Genomic DNA, 19,626 nt, shown 5'->3' with positions numbered 1-19,626 from the left:
CACATTGGGTTTTATGTTGCTGATGACACTGTGGATAACTCAGGTCTTGGGGAGTTTGACCGGGCGTTTCCAGCCGTCGATGTTGCGTTGGCGAGCGCGGGCTACGGCCAGTTGGGACTTATCCACATTCTGGTTAATGGTTGAGCCCGCCGCCGTGTTGGAACCGTCGTCAATGGTGACGGGTGCGACCAGCGAGTTATTGGAGCCGATGAATACGTCCTCACCAATCGTCGTCTGGTATTTGTTGGCTCCATCGTAATTGCAGGTGATGGTGCCGGCGCCGATATTGGTCCGTGCGCCGATAACGGCATCGCCCAGGTAAGTCAGGTGACCAACCTTGGCACTTTGGCCAAGGTGAGCGTTTTTCAACTCGACAAAGTTACCCACATGGGCCTGAGCGCCCAGCACGCTGCCAGGACGCAAACGCGCGAACGGGCCGGCATCACTGCCCTCGCCCATCACGGCGCCTTCGATATGGCTGTTGGCCTTGACCACCACCCCTTTGCGCAGGGTGCTGTCCTTGATCACGCAGTTCGGACCAATCACCACATCATCTTCGATGATCACGCGGCCTTCGAGGATCACGTTGACGTCGATCAGCACGTCGCGGCCCACGGTGACGTCACCGCGTACATCGAAACGGGCCGGGTCGCGCAGGGTGACGCCTTGAGCCATGAGGCGGCGGCCTTCGCGCAACTGATAGTGACGCTCCAGCTCTGCCAATTGCTTGCGGTCATTGGCGCCCTGCACTTCCATCGGGTCGTGGGGCTGCTCGGTGGCAACTACCAGGCTATCGCTCACGGCCATCTCGATAACGTCGGTGAGGTAGTACTCGCCCTGAGTGTTGTTGTTGGACAAGCGGCTCATCCAGTCCGCCAAGCGATTGGCCGGCACCGCCATGATCCCGGTGTTGCCTTCGGTGATGGCGCGCTGCGCTTCGCTGGCGTCCTTGTGTTCAACGATGGCGGCAACCTTGCCGTCGGCGTTGCGCACAATGCGTCCATAGCCGGTGGGGTCGTCCAGCTCCACGGTAAGCAGGCCCATCTGGCCAGGCACTACGTGCTTGAGCAGGCGTTGCAGGGTTTCGACTTCGATCAGCGGCACGTCGCCATAGAGGATCAGCACAGTGTCGGCGGTGATGAACGGCACCGCCTGGGCAGTGGCGTGGCCGGTGCCGAGTTGTTTGTCTTGCAACACGAAATTGAGGTCATCCGCCGCCAGGCGCTCGCGCACCGCATCGGCGCCGTGACCGATCACTACATGGATACGTTGCGGGTCCAGCTGCCGGGCACTGTGGATAACATGGCCGAGCATGGAGTTGCCGGCGACCGGATGCAGCACCTTGGGCAGGGCGGAGCGCATGCGTGTGCCCTGGCCTGCGGCGAGAATGACGATTTCAAGAGACATGAATGGCTACCAATCCTGGGCGGTCCGGGTTCAGACCAGAGAAGTGTTTTGCAAAAAAGAAAAAGGGTAGCCGAGGCTACCCTTTTTAATCAATCACGCATAAGCATTACGGCGTGGCCGCTTACTTCCTGCGGATCTGCTGGAGCGTCCGCAGCTGGGCTGCGGCTTCGGCCAGACGGACTGCAGCAGCGCTGTAGTCGAAGTCTGCGCCTTTTTCGTTCAGCGCCTTCTCGGCAGCCTTGACGGCTTCCTGAGCGGAGGCTTCATCCAGGTCGCCAGCACGTTGCACAGTGTCGGCAAGTACTTTGACCATGTTCGGCTGAACCTCGAGGAAACCACCCGAGATGTAAAACACCTCACGTTCCCCGCCTTGCTTGGTCAGCGTGATCGGACCTGGCTTCAAGCTGGTGATCAACGGCGCGTGGCCCATGGCAATACCCAGGTCACCGAGTTCGCCGTGTGCAATCACCATTTCTACCAGACCGGAGAAGATTTCCCCTTCCGCGCTGACGATATCGCAATGGACTGTCATAGCCATCTGATTGCCTCAACCTGATGAGCGCCCGTCGCCGGGCGCCAGGATTACAGTTTCTTGGCTTTCTCGATCGCTTCTTCGATGCCGCCGACCATGTAGAACGCTTGTTCTGGCAGGTGGTCGTAGTCACCGTTGAGGATGCCTTTGAAGCCAGCAATGGTGTCTTTCAGGGAAACGTATTTACCCGAGGCACCGGTGAAGACTTCAGCCACGAAGAACGGCTGCGACAAGAAACGCTGGATCTTACGAGCACGGTTTACCAACTGCTTGTCGGTTTCCGACAGCTCGTCCATACCCAGGATCGCAATGATGTCCTTCAGTTCCTTGTAGCGCTGCAGCACGTACTGAACGCCGCGAGCGGTGTCGTAGTGCTCCTGGCCGATCACGTTCGGGTCCAGCTGGCGCGAAGTCGAGTCGAGTGGATCGACCGCCGGGTAGATACCCAGGGAAGCGATGTCACGGGACAGAACGACAGTGGCGTCCAAGTGGGCGAAGGTGGTGGCAGGCGACGGGTCGGTCAAGTCATCCGCAGGTACGTATACCGCCTGGATCGAGGTGATCGAACCTTCCTTGGTCGAAGTGATACGTTCCTGCAGAACGCCCATCTCTTCAGCCAGGGTCGGCTGGTAACCTACTGCCGAAGGCATACGGCCCAGCAGTGCGGATACTTCGGTACCGGCCAGGGTGTAACGGTAGATGTTGTCGACGAACAGCAGAACGTCGTTACCTTCGTCACGGAACTTCTCGGCCATGGTCAGGCCGGTCAGTGCCACGCGCAGACGGTTACCCGGCGGCTCGTTCATCTGACCGTAAACCAGTGCCACTTTGTCCAGAACGTTGGAGTCCTTCATCTCGTGGTAGAAGTCGTTACCCTCACGGGTACGCTCACCCACACCGGCGAACACGGAATAACCGCTGTGCTCGATGGCGATGTTACGGATCAGTTCCATCATGTTTACGGTCTTGCCTACACCGGCACCACCGAACAGACCGACTTTACCGCCCTTGGCGAACGGGCAAACCAGGTCGATAACCTTGATGCCGGTTTCCAGCAGGTCGTTGCCGCCCGCTTGCTCGGCGAACGAAGGTGCTGGACGGTGAATGCCCCAGCGCTCTTCGGTGTCGATCGGACCAGCTTCGTCGATTGGGTTACCCAATACGTCCATGATCCGGCCCAGGGTCGCTTTACCGACCGGTACGGAGATGGCTGCGCCAGAGTCGATAACGTCCAGACCGCGCTTCAAGCCTTCGGTGGAACCCATCGCAATGGTACGAACCACGCCGTCGCCCAGCTGCTGCTGAACTTCCAGGGTGGTTTCCGCGCCTTGTACTTTCAGCGCGTTGTAGATGCTCGGTACGCTGTCGCGTGGGAATTCCACGTCGATAACGGCGCCGATGATTTGAACGATACGTCCGCTACTCATAGCTGGATCCTCTGAATATTTGAACCGTTAAACCGCGGCAGCGCCGCCGACGATTTCCGAGATCTCTTGGGTGATCGCAGCCTGACGCGCCTTGTTGTAGATCAGCTGCAAATCGCTGATCAGATCACCGGCGTTATCGGTAGCGTTTTTCATCGCGATCATCCGCGCCGCTTGTTCAGCTGCGTTGTTCTCGACCACCGCCTGGTACACCTGCGACTCCACGTAGCGCACCATCAAGCCGTCAAGCAGCTCTTTGGCGTCTGGTTCGTAGAGGTAGTCCCAGTGGTGCTTGAGTTCCTGATCCGGAGTCGCCACCAGTGGAATCAATTGCTCCACGGTTGGCTGCTGGGTCATGGTGTTGATGAACTTGTTGGATACCACGGAGAGGCGGTCAATCCGGCCTTCCAGGTATGCATCGAGCATCACCTTCACACTGCCGATCAAATCGTTGATCGACGGCTCTTCACCCAAATGGCTGATAGCTGCAACGACGTTACCGCCGAAGTTGCGGAAAAAGGCCGCACCCTTGCTACCCACCACACACAGATCGATCTCGACGCCGTTTTCGCGGTTTACCGCCATGTCCTTGACCAGGGCCTTGAACAGGTTGGTATTCAGACCACCGCACAAACCACGGTCACTGCTCACTACCACATAACCCACACGCTTTACGGCGCGGTCGATCATGAACGGGTGGCGGTATTCCGGGTTGGCGTTGGCCAGATGCCCAATTACCTGGCGGATACGCTCCGCATAAGGACGGCTGGCAGCCATGCGCATTTGTGCCTTGCGCATTTTGCTCACCGCCACTTTTTCCATGGCGCTGGTAATCTTTTGCGTGCTTTTGATGCTCGCAATCTTACTGCGAATCTCTTTTGCGCCTGCCATGTAACACCTATCAGGTTAGCAAGCGGGAACCTTGCGGCTCCCGCTGCGGCTTACCAGGTTTGGGTGGCCTTGAACTTCTCGATACCGGCTTTCATGCCAGCGTCGATATCGTCATTGAAGTCACCCTTCACGTTGATCTTCGCCATCAATTCGGCGTGATCGCGGTTGAAGTAAGCAATCAGCGCTTGTTCAAAGCTGCCGACCTTGGCGATTTCAACGTCGGTCAGGAACCCACGCTCAGCGGCATACAGCGACAACGCCATGTCAGCGATCGACATCGGGGCGTATTGCTTCTGCTTCATCAGCTCGGTAACGCGCTGACCATGCTCAAGTTGCTTACGGGTCGCTTCGTCCAGGTCAGACGCGAACTGGGCGAATGCCGCCAGTTCACGGTACTGAGCCAGAGCGGTACGGATACCACCGGAGAGCTTCTTGATGATCTTGGTCTGAGCGGCACCACCCACACGGGATACCGAAACACCGGCGTTCACTGCAGGACGAATCCCGGAGTTGAACATGGCCGATTCCAGGAAGATCTGACCGTCGGTGATGGAAATCACGTTGGTCGGAACGAACGCGGAAACGTCGCCAGCCTGGGTTTCGATGATCGGCAGTGCGGTCAGGGAACCGGTTTTGCCGGTCACTGCGCCGTTGGTGAACTTCTCTACGTACTCTTCCGAAACGCGGGAAGCGCGCTCCAGCAGACGGGAGTGGAGATAGAACACGTCGCCTGGGTAAGCTTCACGGCCTGGTGGACGGCGCAGCAGCAGGGAAATCTGGCGGTAAGCCACTGCTTGCTTGGACAGATCGTCATAAACGATCAGCGCGTCTTCACCGCGGTCGCGGAAGAATTCACCCATGGTGCAACCGGAGTACGGTGCCAGGAATTGCAGCGCAGGAGATTCCGACGCACTGGCAGCCACGATGATCGTGTTGGCCAGGGCGCCGTTTTCTTCCAGCTTGCGAACCACGTTGGCGATGGTCGATTGCTTCTGACCGATGGCGACGTAGACGCAGAAAATGCCGCTGTTCTTCTGGTTGATGATCGCGTCGATCGCCAGAGCGGTTTTACCGATCTGACGGTCACCGATGATCAGCTCACGCTGGCCACGGCCGACCGGGATCATGGCATCGACAGCCTTGTAGCCAGTCTGTACAGGCTGGTCTACCGACTTGCGCCAGATCACGCCTGGAGCAACTTTCTCGACCGCGTCGGTCAAGGTGTTGCCCAGTGGACCTTTGCCGTCAACAGGGTTACCCAGTGCGTCGACTACGCGGCCCAGCAGTTCCTTACCAACCGGAACTTCGAGGATGCGGCCTGTGCACTTGGCGCTCATGCCTTCGGCCAGACTGGTGTACGCGCCCAATACAACGGCACCTACGGAGTCTTGCTCCAGGTTGAGGGCCATACCGTAGACGCCGCCCGGAAACTCGATCATCTCGCCGTACATAACGTCGGCCAGACCGTGAATCCGCACGATGCCGTCAGATACGCTGACGACAGTGCCTTCGTTACGGGCTTGGGAGGTCACATCGAGCTTGTCGATGCGGCCCTTGATAATTTCACTTATTTCGGAAGGATTGAGTTGCTGCATTGCTCTGCTGCCCCTTCAAACTCAAGATTTCAATGCTTCGGCAAGGCTCGCGAGTTTGCCGCGAACCGAGCCATCGATAACCAGGTCGCCGGCGCGAATGACAATGCCCCCAATGAGGGACCTGTCTTCCGCAACTTGCAGGCGCACTTCCCGGTCGAGTCGTGCACTGAGAACCTTGGCGAGTTTGTCTTGCTGTTCTTGGTTCAATGCGAAAGCACTGGTGACTTCAACGTCTACCGATTTCTCTTGTTCGGCCTTGTACAGGTCGAACAGAGCGGCAATCTCCGGCAGAAGCGGGAGACGGTCGTTTTCGGCAACGACGTTGATGAAGTTCTGCACTTTCACATCAAACTTGTCGCCGCACACTTCAATAAAAGTGGCGGCCTTGTCTGCGCTCGTCAGGCGCGGGGCCTTGAGCACGCGCTGCATGGTGTCATCTTGCGACACTGCTGCAGCCAGGCCGAGCATGGCTGACCAAGAGGCCAGTTGCTGGTGGGCCTGGGCGTGCTCGAAGGCTGCCTTAGCGTAAGGTCGAGCCAACGTGGTCAGTTCTGCCATGATCGCCCTCGCTTAAATTTCAGCAGCCAGTTTGTTAACCAGCTCCGCGTGCGCGTTTTGATCGATTGTGGCACCGAGGATCTTCTCCGCACCGCCGACCGCCAGAGCACCCAGTTGGGCACGCAGCGCGTCTTTGACGCCGTTCAGTTCCTGTTCGATCTCGGCATGAGCCGAAGCCTTCACACGGTCAGCTTCGACGCGGGCTTTTTCAACAGCCTCTTCGACGATCTGGTTACCGCGCTTCTTGGCTTGCTCAATGATTTCAGCTGCCTGTGCTTTAGCTTCGCGCAGTTGATGACCCACTTTCTCTTGGGCCAACTCCAGGTCGCGAGCTGCACGGCTGGCAGCGTCCAAACCATCCGCGATCTTCTTCTGACGTTCGTGCAAAGCCGCGATGACCGGAGGCCACACGAACTTCATGCAAAACACTACAAAAATGAAGAACGCAACGGATTGGCCAATCAGGGTTGCATTAATGTTCACGCCAACACCTCGCTCATTCGTTGTCCATCACTCCAATCACTCGAAAAGTCGAGTGATCAGCCAGCGAGTTGACCAACGAAGGGGTTCGCGAAGGTGAAGAACAGAGCGATACCAACGCCGATCATGGTCACGGCGTCGAGCAGGCCGGCGACGATGAACATTTTAACTTGCAGCATTGGAACCATTTCTGGCTGACGCGCTGCGCCTTCCAGGAATTTGCCGCCCAGCAGGCCGAAACCAATGGCAGTACCCAGGGCGCCCAGGCCGATCAACAGTGCAACAGCGATAGCGGTTAGACCAACTACAGTTTCCATCTTTCCTCCCGACTTTTACGTCGTATGGTTTAGGTTTTTTAGATTTTAAAGCGGTAAAACAAATCGTTTCATAGCCCTTGGGGGCCACCTTCCCGTTTCACCGGGAAGGACATCAGACTGGCCGAGGCTGGTCTTAATGGTTCTCTTCGTGCGCCATCGACAGGTAGACGATGGTCAGCATCATGAAGATAAACGCCTGCAGCGTGATGATCAGGATGTGGAACACAGCCCACGCCCACTGCAGAACGACGCCCAGGCCGCTGAGCCAAAGCAGACCACTGCCGAACATCACAGCGATCAGAATGAACACCAGCTCGCCGGCATACATGTTGCCGAACAGTCGCAGCGCCAGGGAAATCGGTTTGGCGATCAGGGTGACGAATTCCAGCAGGAAGTTCACCGGGATCAGCAGCGCCTGAACGAAGATGTTCTTGCTGCCGAACGGGTGCAGGGTCAGCTCGCCGATGAAGCCGCCGATGCCCTTGACCTTGATGCTGTAGAAAATGATCAACGCGAACACCGACAGGGCCATGCCCAGGGTAGCGTTCGGGTCTGTGGTGGAAACGGCGCGGAATGGAATGTGCGCATCACCGGTGATCAGGATGGCCAACTGAGGAATCCAGTCGACCGGGATCAGGTCGATGGCGTTCATCAGGAACACCCACACGAAGATAGTCAGCGCCAGCGGTGCAATCACCGGGCTACGGCCGTGGAAGCTGTCTTTCACGCTGCCATCGACGAACTGGACCAATACTTCAACGAAGTTCTGCAGGGCACCTGGCTGACCGGAAGTCGCCTTTTTTGCCGCCATGCGGAAAATCAGGACAAAGATCAGACCCAGTGCGACCGACCAGCCGAGCGTATCGACGTGGAAAGCCCAGAAACCCATCTCTTTGGCTTCTGCTGCGGTGTGGGCGAAGCCCCAGCCGCCGTTGGGAAGCTGACCGAAGGTCAGGTTCTGCAAGTGGTGCTGGATATAGCCCGAAGCGGTTGTTTCTGCCATGGTTGCCTCAAACGCCCTAAGGTTTCGAAAGTCTTGTTTTCATTAGCAGGGGAGCGAACCAGCTGACCAGTTGGGTCAACACGAAGACGCCGAATACAGCCAGCGGCGCCAATGGCTTCACACCTGCAAAGGTCAGTGCGAACAGCACTGCCGTCAAAATCAGTTTGCCCGCCTCGCCGGCATAAAAGGACCGGACAATAGCCTGGGCTGCTCGGGCGCCGGAAAACCGAAAGGCCCTGTGAGCAAAATACATATTGGGCAGCAAGGCTATCAGGCCTCCGCAAAGTCCTGAATACCCGGCTACGACTCCATGCCCATACCAAAGCGCCAATGCGGCGATCAGCAGGATGACAAATTGAGCCAATAAAACCGGAAAAACGGCCAAGCGATGGAACGGCAACGTGTTTGGCGTGCGGGTTTCCATCACTCTTGCTCCTCAATGGTCGGCTGCCGCAAATCAATAACTTGGCATAATTTGTGCCGACAAAATGCGCGCAGAGTATAGGGGCGGTTCTGCCCCTATTCAACTGCCGGGTAGTGATTTCCGATCACACGCTACATGAGTAAATGTTTCAGCGAATGTGGGCAAGGACGCCTTGAAGCTCATCAAGCGAGTTATATCCGATAACCAATTGCCCTTTGCCCTTCTTGCCATGTCGAATCTGTACCGCAGAGCCCAGGCGCTCGGCCAGGCGCTGCTCGAGCCGCGCGATATCCGGGTCGGCCTTGGGCGTTTCGACCGGTGCCGGTTTGCCGCTGAGCCATTGGCGAACCAGGGCTTCGGTCTGACGCACCGTCAGGCCTCGTGCGACAACGTGTCGCGCCCCTTCAACCTGTTGATTTTCCGGCAAACCGAGCAAGGCACGGGCATGACCCATTTCCAGGTCGCCGTGAGACAGCATGGTCTTGATCACTTCCGGCAGCGCAATCAGGCGCAACAGGTTGGACACGGTCACGCGGGATTTGCCCACCGCCTCGGCCACTTGCTGCTGGGTCAGCTGGAATTCCTGCTGCAAACGCTGCAAGGCGATCGCTTCTTCGATCGGGTTGAGGTCCTCGCGCTGGATATTCTCGATCAACGCCATGGCGATGGCCGTTTCATCCGGCACATCGCGCACCATCGCCGGGATGGTGTCCTTGCCAGCCTGCTGGCTGGCACGCCAGCGACGTTCGCCGGCGATGATTTCAAAGCGACCGCCGCCGATCGGGCGCACCACAATCGGCTGCATCACGCCCTGGGCCTTGATCGAGTTAGCCAGTTCTTCCAGCGCCTGCGGGTCCATGTCGCGCCGTGGCTGATATTTGCCACGCTGGATCAGGTCCAGGGGCAGGTGCTGCAACTCGCGCTCGTCGGCCTGTACCGCTTGTTCTTCAAGCGACGTGACGGTCGGACCACTCAGGAGTGCATCCAGTCCACGTCCGAGACCTCGTTTCTTGACGGCCATGGGGATTCCTTAAGTTGGCTGGGCAGCAGCGGTGCGTGAGTTGCGGCGTTGACGGCGGACCATCTCGCCGGCCAAAGCCAGATAAGCGATGGCACCGCGCGATGATTTGTCGTACGCCAGCGCCGGCATGCCATAGCTCGGGGCTTCGGCCAAGCGGATGTTACGCGGGATCACCGTGTCGTACAGCTGCTCACCAAAGTGTTCCTTGAGCTGGGCCGACACATCGTTCATCAGGCTCAGGCGCGGGTCGAACATGGTGCGCAGCAGCCCTTCGATCTGCAGGTTCGGATTGAGCAACTCGGCGATGCGCTTGATGTTATCCACAAGGTCGCTCAATCCTTCCAGCGCGTAGTACTCGCACTGCATGGGGATAATCACCCCGTCAGCCGCCACCAGCGCGTTGAGCGTGAGCATCGACAGCGACGGTGGGCAGTCGATCAGAATGTAATCGTAGTTCTCGCGAATCGGCGCCAGGGCACTGCGCAGACGGCTTTCTTTCATCTGCATTTCCAGCAGCACCACCTCCGCCGCCGTTAAATCGCGGTTGGCCGGCAGCAGTTGATAACCGCCGTGCTCGGAATAGTGCATGGCCTGGGTCAGGTCACACTCGCCAATCAGCAAGTCGTAGACCGAGTTTTCCAAGCCGTGTTTGTCCACACCGCTACCCATGGTGGCGTTGCCCTGTGGATCGAGATCAATCAACAGCACGCGGCGCTTGGTCGCGACCAGCGACGCTGCGAGGTTGATGCAGGTGGTGGTCTTGCCCACGCCACCTTTCTGGTTCGCTATCGCGAATACCTTAGCCATTCTTGCTTGTGTTCCCAATCATGCCGTGCGGCGCAGTATCAGCAGATGGCGTTGGCCTTGGCAACCGGGTACGGCCAAGGCGTGTTCGCTATCGAGGTGGAAGTCCGGCGGCAATGCTAACAGCTCATCGCTTGGATGAACGCCCTTCATTGCCAGCCAGCGCGTATCACGGTCACCCAGATGGCGGGTCCAGTTGCTGAAGTTCTCCATGCTGCTGAACGCCCGGGAAACAATTCCGTTAAACGGCTGTTCAGGCGTGAAGGCTTCGACGCGGCTGTGGATAACCTGCAGGTTATCCAGCTTGAGTTCGAGTTTGACCTGCGTGAGGAAGCGGGTCTTCTTGCCGTTGCTGTCCAGGCAAGTGACCTGCGACTGGGGAAACAGGATGGCCAGCGGAATACCAGGCATGCCGCCGCCACTGCCCACGTCGAGCCAACGCCCATTCTCGATGAATGGCATCACACTCAGACTGTCGAGCAGATGACGCGAGACCATTTCGTCAGGATCGCGTACTGCCGTGAGGTTGTACGCCTTGTTCCATTTGATCAACAGGGCCAGGTAGCCCAGCAGCAAGTCGTGCTGGGCCGGTGCCAGGTCAACGCCCAACTGGCGAGCACCTGTGGATAACTCTTCGGCGTGTTGCGAGGTGGTGACCAACGAACTCAAGCGCTTTGCTCCAACTGACGGCCCGCGCCGCGTTTTTTCAAATGAATCATCAACAGCGAAATGGCTGCCGGGGTGACACCGGGGATGCGTGACGCCTGGCCCAGGGTTTCCGGGCGAGTTATCCCCAGCTTGCCTTGGATTTCCTTGGACAGTCCGGAAATCCCGGTGTAATCGATATCCACAGGCAGCTTGGTGTTCTCGCTGGCGCGCAGGCGCGCGATCTCGTCCTGTTGACGATCGATGTAACCGGCGTACTTGGTCTTGATCTCAACCTGCTCGGCAACCTGCGGGTTTTCTGCGCCCTGGCCGGTCACTTCGACCAGGCCTGCGTAGTCAATTTCCGGACGCGACAGCAGGTTGAGCAAGTTGTACTCATGGGTCAGCGGCGTGCCAAATTTTTCGGCAATCGCGTCGCCCTGCTCGGTGCCCGGGCGAACCCAAGTGCTTTTCAGCCGTTGCTCTTCGAGCGCGATGCTTTCGCGTTTCTTGCAGAACGCGGCCCAACGCGCATCATCGACCAGGCCCAGCTCGCGGCCTTTCTCGGTCAGGCGCAGATCTGCGTTGTCTTCACGCAGGATCAGGCGGTATTCGGCCCGAGAAGTAAACATCCGGTACGGTTCCTGGGTACCCAGGGTAATCAGGTCGTCAACCAGCACGCCGATATACGCCTCATCGCGACGCGGGCACCAGCTGTCTTTGCCCTGTGCACGCAGCGCAGCGTTGGTCCCTGCCAGCAAACCCTGGGCGCCGGCTTCTTCGTAACCGGTGGTGCCGTTGATTTGCCCGGCGAAAAACAACCCGCCGATCACTTTGGTTTCCAGGCTGTATTTCAAATCGCGCGGGTCGAAGTAGTCGTACTCGATGGCGTAGCCGGGGCGCACGATGTGCGCGTTTTCCATGCCGCGAATCGACTGCACGATCTGGATTTGCACATCGAACGGCAGGGAAGTGGAAATCCCGTTGGGGTACAGCTCGTGTGTGGTCAGACCTTCGGGCTCGATGAAGACCTGGTGGCTTTCCTTGTCGGCAAAGCGGTGGATCTTGTCTTCGATCGACGGGCAATACCGCGGACCGATGCCTTCGATCACACCGGAGTACATCGGCGAGCGATCAAGGTTGGCTGCGATGATTTCGTGGGTGCGCGCATTGGTGTGAGTGATCCAGCAGCTCACCTGTTTGGGGTGCTGGTCCTTGGAGCCCATGAACGACATCACTGGAATCGGCGTGTCGCCTGCCTGTTCGGTCATCACCGAGAAATCCACGGAGCGCCCGTCGATACGCGGCGGGGTTCCGGTTTTCAGGCGACCGACCCGCAGTGGTAATTCACGCAGGCGTTTTGCCAGGGCAATCGAGGGCGGATCACCCGCACGCCCACCGGAATAGTTCTGCATGCCGATGTGGATCAGTCCGCCAAGGAACGTGCCGGTGGTCAACACCACGGACTCTGCGAAGAAACGCAGGCCCATTTGAGTAACAACGCCCTTCACCACGTCCTGCTCGACGATCAGGTCGTCGGCGGCCTGTTGAAATATCCACAGGTTCGGCTGGTTTTCCAGGGTTTCACGCACTGCCGCCTTGTACAGGATGCGGTCAGCTTGTGCTCGAGTGGCACGCACGGCCGGGCCCTTGCGGCTGTTGAGCACGCGAAATTGAATACCCCCCTTGTCGGTCGCCATGGCCATCACGCCACCCAGGGCATCGATTTCCTTGACCAGATGGCTTTTGCCAATCCCGCCAATGGCAGGGTTGCAACTCATGGCACCGAGGGTTTCCACGTTGTGCGTGAGCAGCAGGGTTTTAACACCCATGCGTGCTGACGCCAGTGCTGCCTCGGTACCGGCATGACCGCCGCCGATGACGATCACTTCAAAACGGGAAGGGAAATCCACCACGCACCTCGTGCCTGCTTATGTAGGTAATCAGGAATTGTTGGTTGAAAGAGTTTTTGAGCTTGACGGCAAGTATAGGGACTTAGCCTTCCCTAAAGAACCCTTTGCACAAAATTTAACCAGCTGTGGATGAATGTCGGACAATAGAAATTAAAAGAGAGAAATTTATTAAATCTTTGTTTTTATGTTTATTTCTACTGAGCATGTTTTCTGTGGATAGATCTCTACAGCCCACTATTTACGTTGTGTACAGCGATTCAAAAGTCTGTGGTCATGTGCCAGTGAGGCCCTTGGATAACTGCGCTAAGCCTGTGGATTAAACAGTTGGTTATCCACAGATGGGTTTATGCGCAGTTTTTGAGCCCTGTTATCAACTGGGCACAGGGACGGTTATTCACAGGGCTTAATCCACAGAAAAGCGGCGCAAAGCGCCAATAGCGCCCACGAAAATGCCGTGCCTATCGATAAAAATTCAGGTTTTGAGGTGAGGTGCTCTGAAACGAGCGCAGCAGACAGGCACGAATGGCCTGTCTGGAGTCGGCGTAAGGTTTATTTACCGATGCAGAAGCTGGAGAAGATCCGTCCGAGTAAGTCATCGGAGCTGAACGCGCCGGTGATCTCACCCAACAGGTGCTGCGCTTGACGCAAATCCTCCGCCAATAGCTCACCGGCACCCGCCAGGGTCAGCTGTGCCCGGCCGTGCTCCAACGCCGCGCTGGCATGGCGCAGCGCCTCCAGGTGCCTGCGGCGAGCGCTGAAGCTGCTTTCCGAGGTCTGTTCGTAGCCCATGCAGGCTTTAAGGTGGTCACGTAGCAGTTCCAGCCCCTCACCCGCTGATTTTGCACTCAGGCTGATCGTGACGTGGCCATCCTCGCTGGTTTCCATTGCGATGGTTTCGCCCGTGAGGTCTGCCTTGTTACGGATCAAGGTGACCTTTGCCGGGTCCGGCCGTTGTTCGAGGAACTCGGGCCACAAGGCAAAAGGGTCCACAGCTTCCGGCGCCGTGGCGTCCACGACCAGCAGCACGCGGTCCGCTTCGCCGATTGCCTTGAGCGCCCGTTCCACGCCAATTTTTTCTACCTGGTCGTCGGTGTCACGCAGCCCGGCAGTATCAACCACGTGTAATGGCATGCCATCGATGTGGATATGTTCGCGCAGAATATCCCGCGTAGTACCGGCAATCTCGGTAACGATGGCAGCTTCACGCCCTGCAAGCGCATTGAGTAGGCTCGACTTGCCGGCATTCGGACGCCCGGCAATTACCACCGTCATGCCATCGCGCAGCAAGGCGCCCTGCCCGGCTTCGCGCAGGACTGTGGATAACTCGTCACGAACCTTATCCAGCATCGCCAGAACATGGCCGTCGGCAAGGAAGTCGATTTCTTCTTCCGGGAAATCAATCGCTGCTTCAACGTAGATACGCAGACTGATCAGTTGCTCAGTCAAGTTATGCACGCGCAACGAGAAAGCCCCCTGCAACGAGCGCAAGGCGTTCCGCGCAGCTTGTGCAGAACTGGCCTCGATCAGGTCGGCAATCGCTTCAGCCTGGGCCAGGTCGAGCTTGTCGTTGAGAAAGGCACGTTCGCTGAACTCGCCGGGGCGAGCCAGACGGCAACCCAGTTGCAGGCAACGTTGCAGCAGCATATCCAGTACCACCGGACCGCCGTGTCCCTGCAGTTCCAGGACATCTTCACCGGTGAATGAGTTGGGCCCCGGGAAATAGAGGGCAAGGCCTTCATCCAGCACGCTGTTGTCGGCGTCCAGGAACGGACCGTAATGGGCATAGCGCGGCTTCAGCTCGCGGCCGCTGATTGCCTGTGCCGCCCTGCCGGCGAGCGGCCCGGAAATTCGAACGATACCGACACCCCCGCGACCTTGAGCGGTCGCAACGGCAGCGATGGTTTCACGAGGTGCGCTCATCAGCAGGTTCCAGAACAAAAATGACGGAAAGCAAAACGCCCCACTAGGGGGCGTCTTGAGTGGTTACCCACAGAGTAAATTACGCTTCGGCTTTTTTGGTAGCCGCTTCGATTTTACGCGTGATGTACCACTGTTGAGAGATCGACAACACGTTGTTGACTACCCAGTACAGCACCAGGCCAGCCGGGAACCAGAGGAAGAAGAAGGTGAAGATGATTGGCATCATTTTCATTACCTTCGCCTGCATCGGGTCCGGCGGAGTCGGGTTCAAGCGCTGCTGGATAAACATGGTCGCGCCCATGATGATCGGCAGGATAAAGAACGGGTCCTTGATCGACAGGTCAGTTATCCACAGCATGAACGGCGCCTGGCGCATTTCGACGCTTTCCAGGAGCACCCAGTACAGCGACAGGAATACCGGCATCTGCACCAGAATCGGCAAGCATCCACCCAGCGGGTTGATCTTCTCTTTCTTGTACAGCTCCATCATGGCCTGCGACATTTTCTGCCGGTCATCACCATGTTGCTCTTTCAGAGCGGCCAACTTCGGCGCTACGGCACGCATGCGCGCCATCGACTTGTAGCTGGCGGCCGACAGAGGGAAGAAGATCCCTTTGATCAGCATGGTCAGGAAAATGATCGAGAAGCCCCAGTTACCCACAATGCTGTGGATATGTTGCAGCAGCCAGAAAATCGGCTGAGCAATGAACCAGAGGATGCCGTAGTCCACGGTCAGTTCCAGACCTGGGGACAACTCTTTCAGCACGGCCTGGCTTTTTGGGCCGGCGTACAGGGTAGCGCTGGTTTCGGCCTTGGCACCTGGCGCCACGGTCAATGCCGGGCCGGTAAAGCCGATGATGTAATTGCCCTGGCTGTCCTTGCGCGTCTGAACCAGATTGGCTTCAGCCTTGTTCGGAATCCAGGCGGTCACGAAGTAGTGTTGCAGCCAGGCTACCCAGCCACCCTGAACATTTTCTTTCAGCGCGCCCTTGTCGATATCTTTCATCGACACTTTTTTGTACGGCTCGCCACTTGTCCACAGGGCTGCGCCCAAGTAAGTCGCGGTGCCAGTGGCGGTGCTGGAAGAAGGATCGGAGCTGCCATCACGCTTGAGCTGGGCAAACAGGTTGCCGGTCCAGGGCTTGTCGCTTTGGTTGTCGATCAGGTAGGTGACCTTCAAATCGTACAAACCGCGGGTGAAGCTGAAGCGTTTTATGTAGTTGACGCCGTCCTGAGTGAATTTCAGGTCGACATTCAAGTGATTCTGGTCTTTATCCAGCTGGTAGTTCTTCTGTTCGGTCGAATAAACCGGACGACCGGTAGCACGTGCATCCGGACCATTGGTACCGGTCAAGCCGCTTTGTGCCAGATACGTGCGTTCACCACCGTTATCGAACAGTTGGAACGGCACTTCCGGATGATCCTGGCGACGTGGATACCGCGGCAGTTTCAACTGCGCGATATCACCACCTTGTGGATCGATAGCCAGGTCGAGCACATCCGTTTTCACGTGGATGAGGTCTTTGTTGGTGACCACTGGCGTTTCTAGAGGTGCGGCGGTCTCGCCATTCGCGCTGGGAACATCGGCACTCGCGGACGCATTGTTACCCAGCGGGGTGTCCGGAATAGCCGGCGCAGCCTGATTGGTAGCAACATTCTGAGTCGGCAGGGCAGCCTGGCCATAGTCCTGGTTCCATTTAAGGACCATGACGTAGGACACGATTGCCAGGGCGACGATCAGGATCGTGCGTTTAATATCCATGATTACTCGGCCATCGAAGAAGAACGGGAGGTAGGGATAGGTGGAACCGGGTCATAACCACCGGCATTCCACGGATGACAGCGACCTAAACGACGAAAGGTCAGCCAGCCACCGCGCAGAAGACCATGATTTTCTATGGCCTCTAACGCGTAGCAGGAACAGCTGGGGTAGAAACGACAGTGGCTGGCCATCAGAGGACTAATGGCATAGCGGTAAAACTGGATCGGAACGATGGCCAGTTTACGCATCAAGGCTGTCTACCCCTACAGTTTCGACGACTGCTGGTGCTGGTTTGTGGGTACGCGCCAGACGCTTCCATAGCTTGCCGAAATGCTGAATCAATTCGGGGTTTTCTACATCCCCCAAGCCTTTGCGCGCGACGATAACAATATCCCAACCAACCAGAGTGTCCTGGTGGAGGCGAAACGATTCGCGCATCAGACGCTTGAGGCGATTGCGCTCAACGGAGAGCTTTACGCTCTTCTTGCCGATCACCAACCCGAGACGGGGGTGATCAAGATCGTTGTTACGCGCAAGGAGCAGGAGATTTTTCCCCGGAACCTTGCCGGTGGGGGAGTCAAAGACTGCCTTGAAGTGCCGGGGGGTAAGCAGACGCTTTTCCCGACTGAAGTCCTGACTCACCACCCGTACCGGATTATCAAACTGCCAGACGCGCACGACCTTTGGCGCGGCGACGCGACAGGACAGCACGGCCGTTCTTGGTAGCCATGCGAGCACGGAAACCGTGAGTGCGGGCGCGTTTGATGGTGCTTGGTTGGAAAGTACGTTTCATGGCGTTGTTACCTGGTTCGTCCACAACGGGCCGGAATGGCCCCCGTTTTAAGAGACCGGCGATTCTAGAGAAAGCAAGGCTCTAGGTCAATTTCCAACCAGCTTTTCCTTTAATTAGATCTCGCCGGCCCTTTTGGGCTTTTCTGCGTGAACGGCGTCGACGAGCAGTGGCATAGATATAAAAATAAAGAAGGAAGTTATTTAAAGCTTTTCTGTAAAGCTTATAAAAGCTAGGCAGGCATCTATCTGTGGATAACTGCTCTGAGGCCATATTTCACCTGATGTACAGAGGATGACAACTACAAGGGAAAACGGTGCCTTTCCTGTGCTGCAGGGGCGAATAAGCTGTGTGTGAAAAGAGGTTTTATCCACAGGCCAGTTACCCACAGACTTTTGCCCCCACTTGTGCAACGGGCTCAGGGGGGCTTATCCACAGAGCTTATGCACAGACCATCTGTCGTCTTTTTTACGGATAAGGCGTTGATTTTGGGTTGTCTGTTAGCAACCTTCATGTGGATAAGTGGACGGCTGGCCGCTACAATGGCGGCTGTTTTTGCCTCACCGGCTTTCAACTTAGGGGATATCCGTGTCAGTGGAACTTTGGCAGCAGTGCGTAGAGCTTTTGCGCGAAGAGCTGCCTGCCCAGCAATTCAACACCTGGATCCGTCCACTACAAGTCGAAGCCGAAGGCGACGAATTGCGTGTCTATGCGCCTAATCGTTTTGTTCTCGACTGGGTCAACGAAAAATACCTGAGCCGAGTGCTCGAATTGCTCGACGAACACGGCAACGGTATCGCGCCCGTACTTTCCTTATTAATAGGCAGTAAACGCAGCTCCGTGGCGCGCGCTGCACCGAATGCTCCGCTGGCTGCAAGTGCCTCGCAGGCCCAGGCCGCTGCAGCACCTGTTAATAACTCGCAGGCACCGGTTGCTCAGGCCTCTTCAAAACCAGCGTCGCCGAAAAACGCACCTGTAAATGAAGAGCCCTCTCGCGACAGCTTCGACCCGATGGCCGGCGCTGCGTCCCAGCAAGCCCCGGTACGCGCCGAACAGCGCACCGTGCAGGTCGAGGGTGCGCTCAAGCACACCAGCTACCTCAACCGTACCTTTACCTTCGAGAACTTCGTCGAAGGCAAGTCCAACCAGCTGGCCCGCGCGGCCGCCTGGCAGGTCGCGGATAATCCCAAGCATGGCTACAACCCGCTCTTCCTGTACGGCGGCGTTGGCTTGGGTAAAACCCACTTGATGCACGCTGTAGGCAACCACCTGTTAAAGAAGAATCCGAATGCGAAGGTCGTGTACCTGCACTCGGAGCGGTTCGTGGCCGACATGGTCAAGGCTTTGCAGCTCAACGCAATCAACGAGTTCAAGCGCTTTTATCGCTCCGTTGACGCTTTGCTGATCGATGACATTCAATTCTTCGCGCGCAAGGAACGTTCACAGGAAGAGTTTTTCCATACCTTTAATGCCCTGCTCGAAGGCGGTCAGCAGGTCATCCTGACCAGCGACCGTTATCCGAAGGAAATCGAAGGTCTGGAAGAACGCTTGAAGTCGCGATTCGGCTGGGGCCTGACCGTTGCGGTTGAACCGCCGGAGCTGGAAACCCGCGTCGCGATCCTGATGAAAAAGGCCGATCAGGCCAAAGTTGATTTGCCCCACGATGCGGCGTTCTTCATCGCCCAGCGTATACGCTCCAACGTGCGCGAGCTCGAAGGCGCGCTCAAGCGGGTTATTGCGCACTCACACTTCATGGGACGCGATATCACCATCGAGTTGATCCGCGAATCCCTGAAAGACTTGCTGGCCCTGCAGGACAAACTGGTAAGTGTGGATAACATCCAGCGCACTGTGGCCGAGTACTACAAGATCAAGATTTCCGACCTGCTGTCCAAGCGTCGTTCGCGCTCCGTGGCACGCCCGCGTCAGGTAGCGATGGCCCTCTCCAAGGAGTTGACCAACCACAGTTTGCCGGAAATCGGTGATGTATTTGGAGGTCGCGACCACACGACCGTCCTGCACGCGTGCCGAAAGATCAATGAACTTAAGGAATCCGACGCGGATATTCGCGAGGACTACAAGAACCTGCTGCGTACGCTCACGACGTGATCTCACCAGCGCAGCTTATTAAGGCAAGGGA

General features: G+C 57.3%; 20 protein-coding genes. 1 reads left to right on the top strand and 19 read right to left on the bottom strand.

Features of this window, described 5'->3' with window-relative positions:
- Nucleotides 1-39: 39 nt before the first annotated feature.
- The 19 genes from glmU to rpmH all read right to left on the bottom strand — a co-directional run bounded on the left by glmU (nucleotide 40) and on the right by rpmH (nucleotide 17,489).
- Nucleotides 40-1,407, bottom strand: a complete 1,368-nt coding sequence (glmU, locus tag TU79_RS00590) for a bifunctional UDP-N-acetylglucosamine diphosphorylase/glucosamine-1-phosphate N-acetyltransferase GlmU (RefSeq protein WP_057006246.1) — start codon at nucleotides 1,405-1,407, stop codon at nucleotides 40-42.
- A 121-nt stretch (nucleotides 1,408-1,528) separates the two neighbouring features.
- Entirely contained in the window at nucleotides 1,529-1,945 is a 417-nt protein-coding gene (locus TU79_RS00585) for a F0F1 ATP synthase subunit epsilon (protein WP_003233562.1), read from the bottom strand.
- Between the two features lie 44 nt (nucleotides 1,946-1,989).
- On the bottom strand, nucleotides 1,990-3,366 hold the full coding sequence (gene atpD, locus TU79_RS00580) for a F0F1 ATP synthase subunit beta (protein WP_003233564.1): 1,377 nt from the start codon (nucleotides 3,364-3,366) through the stop codon (nucleotides 1,990-1,992).
- Between the two features lie 27 nt (nucleotides 3,367-3,393).
- Nucleotides 3,394-4,254, bottom strand: coding sequence for a F0F1 ATP synthase subunit gamma (atpG, locus tag TU79_RS00575; protein WP_003233565.1), 861 nt, complete (start codon nucleotides 4,252-4,254; stop codon nucleotides 3,394-3,396).
- A 50-nt stretch (nucleotides 4,255-4,304) separates the two neighbouring features.
- Entirely contained in the window at nucleotides 4,305-5,849 is a 1,545-nt protein-coding gene (atpA, locus tag TU79_RS00570; RefSeq protein ID WP_003233567.1) for a F0F1 ATP synthase subunit alpha, read from the bottom strand.
- A gap of 21 nt (nucleotides 5,850-5,870) precedes the next feature.
- Nucleotides 5,871-6,407, bottom strand: a complete 537-nt coding sequence (locus TU79_RS00565; RefSeq protein WP_003233569.1) for a F0F1 ATP synthase subunit delta — start codon at nucleotides 6,405-6,407, stop codon at nucleotides 5,871-5,873.
- Between the two features lie 12 nt (nucleotides 6,408-6,419).
- Nucleotides 6,420-6,890: a F0F1 ATP synthase subunit B gene (locus TU79_RS00560; protein WP_003177066.1), complete on the bottom strand. Its 471-nt coding sequence runs from the start codon at nucleotides 6,888-6,890 to the stop codon at nucleotides 6,420-6,422.
- Nucleotides 6,891-6,946: 56 nt separating this feature from the next.
- Nucleotides 6,947-7,204, bottom strand: a complete 258-nt coding sequence (gene atpE, locus TU79_RS24905; RefSeq protein ID WP_002555987.1) for a F0F1 ATP synthase subunit C — start codon at nucleotides 7,202-7,204, stop codon at nucleotides 6,947-6,949.
- A gap of 133 nt (nucleotides 7,205-7,337) precedes the next feature.
- A complete protein-coding gene (gene atpB, locus TU79_RS00550) occupies nucleotides 7,338-8,207 on the bottom strand; it encodes a F0F1 ATP synthase subunit A (protein WP_057006244.1) in 870 nt (289 codons plus the stop codon).
- Nucleotides 8,208-8,223: 16 nt separating this feature from the next.
- Entirely contained in the window at nucleotides 8,224-8,631 is a 408-nt protein-coding gene (locus tag TU79_RS00545; RefSeq protein ID WP_003177069.1) for a F0F1 ATP synthase subunit I, read from the bottom strand.
- A gap of 148 nt (nucleotides 8,632-8,779) precedes the next feature.
- Entirely contained in the window at nucleotides 8,780-9,652 is an 873-nt protein-coding gene (locus TU79_RS00540) for a ParB/RepB/Spo0J family partition protein (protein WP_057006243.1), read from the bottom strand.
- Between the two features lie 9 nt (nucleotides 9,653-9,661).
- On the bottom strand, nucleotides 9,662-10,459 hold the full coding sequence (locus TU79_RS00535; protein WP_015373363.1) for a ParA family protein: 798 nt from the start codon (nucleotides 10,457-10,459) through the stop codon (nucleotides 9,662-9,664).
- An 18-nt stretch (nucleotides 10,460-10,477) separates the two neighbouring features.
- Nucleotides 10,478-11,125, bottom strand: coding sequence for a 16S rRNA (guanine(527)-N(7))-methyltransferase RsmG (rsmG, locus tag TU79_RS00530; RefSeq protein WP_057006242.1), 648 nt, complete (start codon nucleotides 11,123-11,125; stop codon nucleotides 10,478-10,480).
- Nucleotides 11,122-13,014 carry a tRNA uridine-5-carboxymethylaminomethyl(34) synthesis enzyme MnmG gene (gene mnmG, locus TU79_RS00525; protein WP_057006704.1) on the bottom strand — a complete coding sequence of 631 codons (1,893 nt, stop codon included), beginning with the start codon at nucleotides 13,012-13,014 and terminating at the stop codon, nucleotides 11,122-11,124. Before mnmG ends, rsmG begins: the two co-directional genes overlap by 4 nt.
- 549 nt (nucleotides 13,015-13,563) lie before the next feature.
- Nucleotides 13,564-14,934, bottom strand: coding sequence for a tRNA uridine-5-carboxymethylaminomethyl(34) synthesis GTPase MnmE (gene mnmE, locus TU79_RS00520; RefSeq protein WP_057006241.1), 1,371 nt, complete (start codon nucleotides 14,932-14,934; stop codon nucleotides 13,564-13,566).
- A gap of 79 nt (nucleotides 14,935-15,013) precedes the next feature.
- On the bottom strand, nucleotides 15,014-16,696 hold the full coding sequence (gene yidC, locus TU79_RS00515) for a membrane protein insertase YidC (protein WP_057006240.1): 1,683 nt from the start codon (nucleotides 16,694-16,696) through the stop codon (nucleotides 15,014-15,016).
- Nucleotides 16,697-16,698: 2 nt separating this feature from the next.
- Complete coding sequence (gene yidD, locus TU79_RS24895; protein WP_003233592.1) at nucleotides 16,699-16,944, bottom strand: membrane protein insertion efficiency factor YidD; 246 nt, start codon at nucleotides 16,942-16,944, stop codon at nucleotides 16,699-16,701.
- Complete coding sequence (gene rnpA, locus TU79_RS24890; RefSeq protein ID WP_197675632.1) at nucleotides 16,937-17,338, bottom strand: ribonuclease P protein component; 402 nt, start codon at nucleotides 17,336-17,338, stop codon at nucleotides 16,937-16,939. Before rnpA ends, yidD begins: the two co-directional genes overlap by 8 nt.
- 16 nt (nucleotides 17,339-17,354) lie before the next feature.
- Nucleotides 17,355-17,489: a 50S ribosomal protein L34 gene (gene rpmH / locus TU79_RS24885; RefSeq protein ID WP_003213577.1), complete on the bottom strand. Its 135-nt coding sequence runs from the start codon at nucleotides 17,487-17,489 to the stop codon at nucleotides 17,355-17,357.
- 585 nt (nucleotides 17,490-18,074) lie between these two features.
- Here rpmH and dnaA point away from each other — a divergent pair.
- Complete coding sequence (gene dnaA, locus TU79_RS00505; protein ID WP_057006238.1) at nucleotides 18,075-19,595, top strand: chromosomal replication initiator protein DnaA; 1,521 nt, start codon at nucleotides 18,075-18,077, stop codon at nucleotides 19,593-19,595.
- Nucleotides 19,596-19,626: the final 31 nt, after the last annotated feature.

The sequence above is a fragment of the Pseudomonas trivialis genome, from assembly GCF_001439805.1.
In the GTDB taxonomy this organism is placed as follows: domain Bacteria; phylum Pseudomonadota; class Gammaproteobacteria; order Pseudomonadales; family Pseudomonadaceae; genus Aquipseudomonas; species Aquipseudomonas trivialis.
Note: the sequence above shows the minus strand (reverse complement) of the source record. Positions and strands in the feature narration are given on the sequence as shown.

Bases quoted from the DNA above. Each gene is read 5' to 3' on its own strand.
- glmU (WP_057006246.1), bottom strand. From the start codon at position 1,407: ATGTCTCTTGAAATCGTCATTCTCGCCGCAGGCCAGGGCACACGCATG.
- TU79_RS00585 (WP_003233562.1), bottom strand. From the start codon at position 1,945: ATGGCTATGACAGTCCATTGCGATATCGTCAGCGCGGAAGGGGAAATC.
- atpD (WP_003233564.1), bottom strand. From the start codon at position 3,366: ATGAGTAGCGGACGTATCGTTCAAATCATCGGCGCCGTTATCGACGTG.
- atpG (WP_003233565.1), bottom strand. From the start codon at position 4,254: ATGGCAGGCGCAAAAGAGATTCGCAGTAAGATTGCGAGCATCAAAAGC.
- atpA (WP_003233567.1), bottom strand. From the start codon at position 5,849: ATGCAGCAACTCAATCCTTCCGAAATAAGTGAAATTATCAAGGGCCGC.
- TU79_RS00565 (WP_003233569.1), bottom strand. From the start codon at position 6,407: ATGGCAGAACTGACCACGTTGGCTCGACCTTACGCTAAGGCAGCCTTC.
- atpE (WP_002555987.1), bottom strand. From the start codon at position 7,204: ATGGAAACTGTAGTTGGTCTAACCGCTATCGCTGTTGCACTGTTGATC.
- atpB (WP_057006244.1), bottom strand. From the start codon at position 8,207: ATGGCAGAAACAACCGCTTCGGGCTATATCCAGCACCACTTGCAGAAC.
- TU79_RS00545 (WP_003177069.1), bottom strand. From the start codon at position 8,631: ATGGAAACCCGCACGCCAAACACGTTGCCGTTCCATCGCTTGGCCGTT.
- TU79_RS00540 (WP_057006243.1), bottom strand. From the start codon at position 9,652: ATGGCCGTCAAGAAACGAGGTCTCGGACGTGGACTGGATGCACTCCTG.
- TU79_RS00535 (WP_015373363.1), bottom strand. From the start codon at position 10,459: ATGGCTAAGGTATTCGCGATAGCGAACCAGAAAGGTGGCGTGGGCAAG.
- mnmE (WP_057006241.1), bottom strand. From the start codon at position 14,934: ATGAGCGCACCTCGTGAAACCATCGCTGCCGTTGCGACCGCTCAAGGT.
- yidC (WP_057006240.1), bottom strand. From the start codon at position 16,696: ATGGATATTAAACGCACGATCCTGATCGTCGCCCTGGCAATCGTGTCC.
- yidD (WP_003233592.1), bottom strand. From the start codon at position 16,944: ATGCGTAAACTGGCCATCGTTCCGATCCAGTTTTACCGCTATGCCATT.
- rpmH (WP_003213577.1), bottom strand. From the start codon at position 17,489: ATGAAACGTACTTTCCAACCAAGCACCATCAAACGCGCCCGCACTCAC.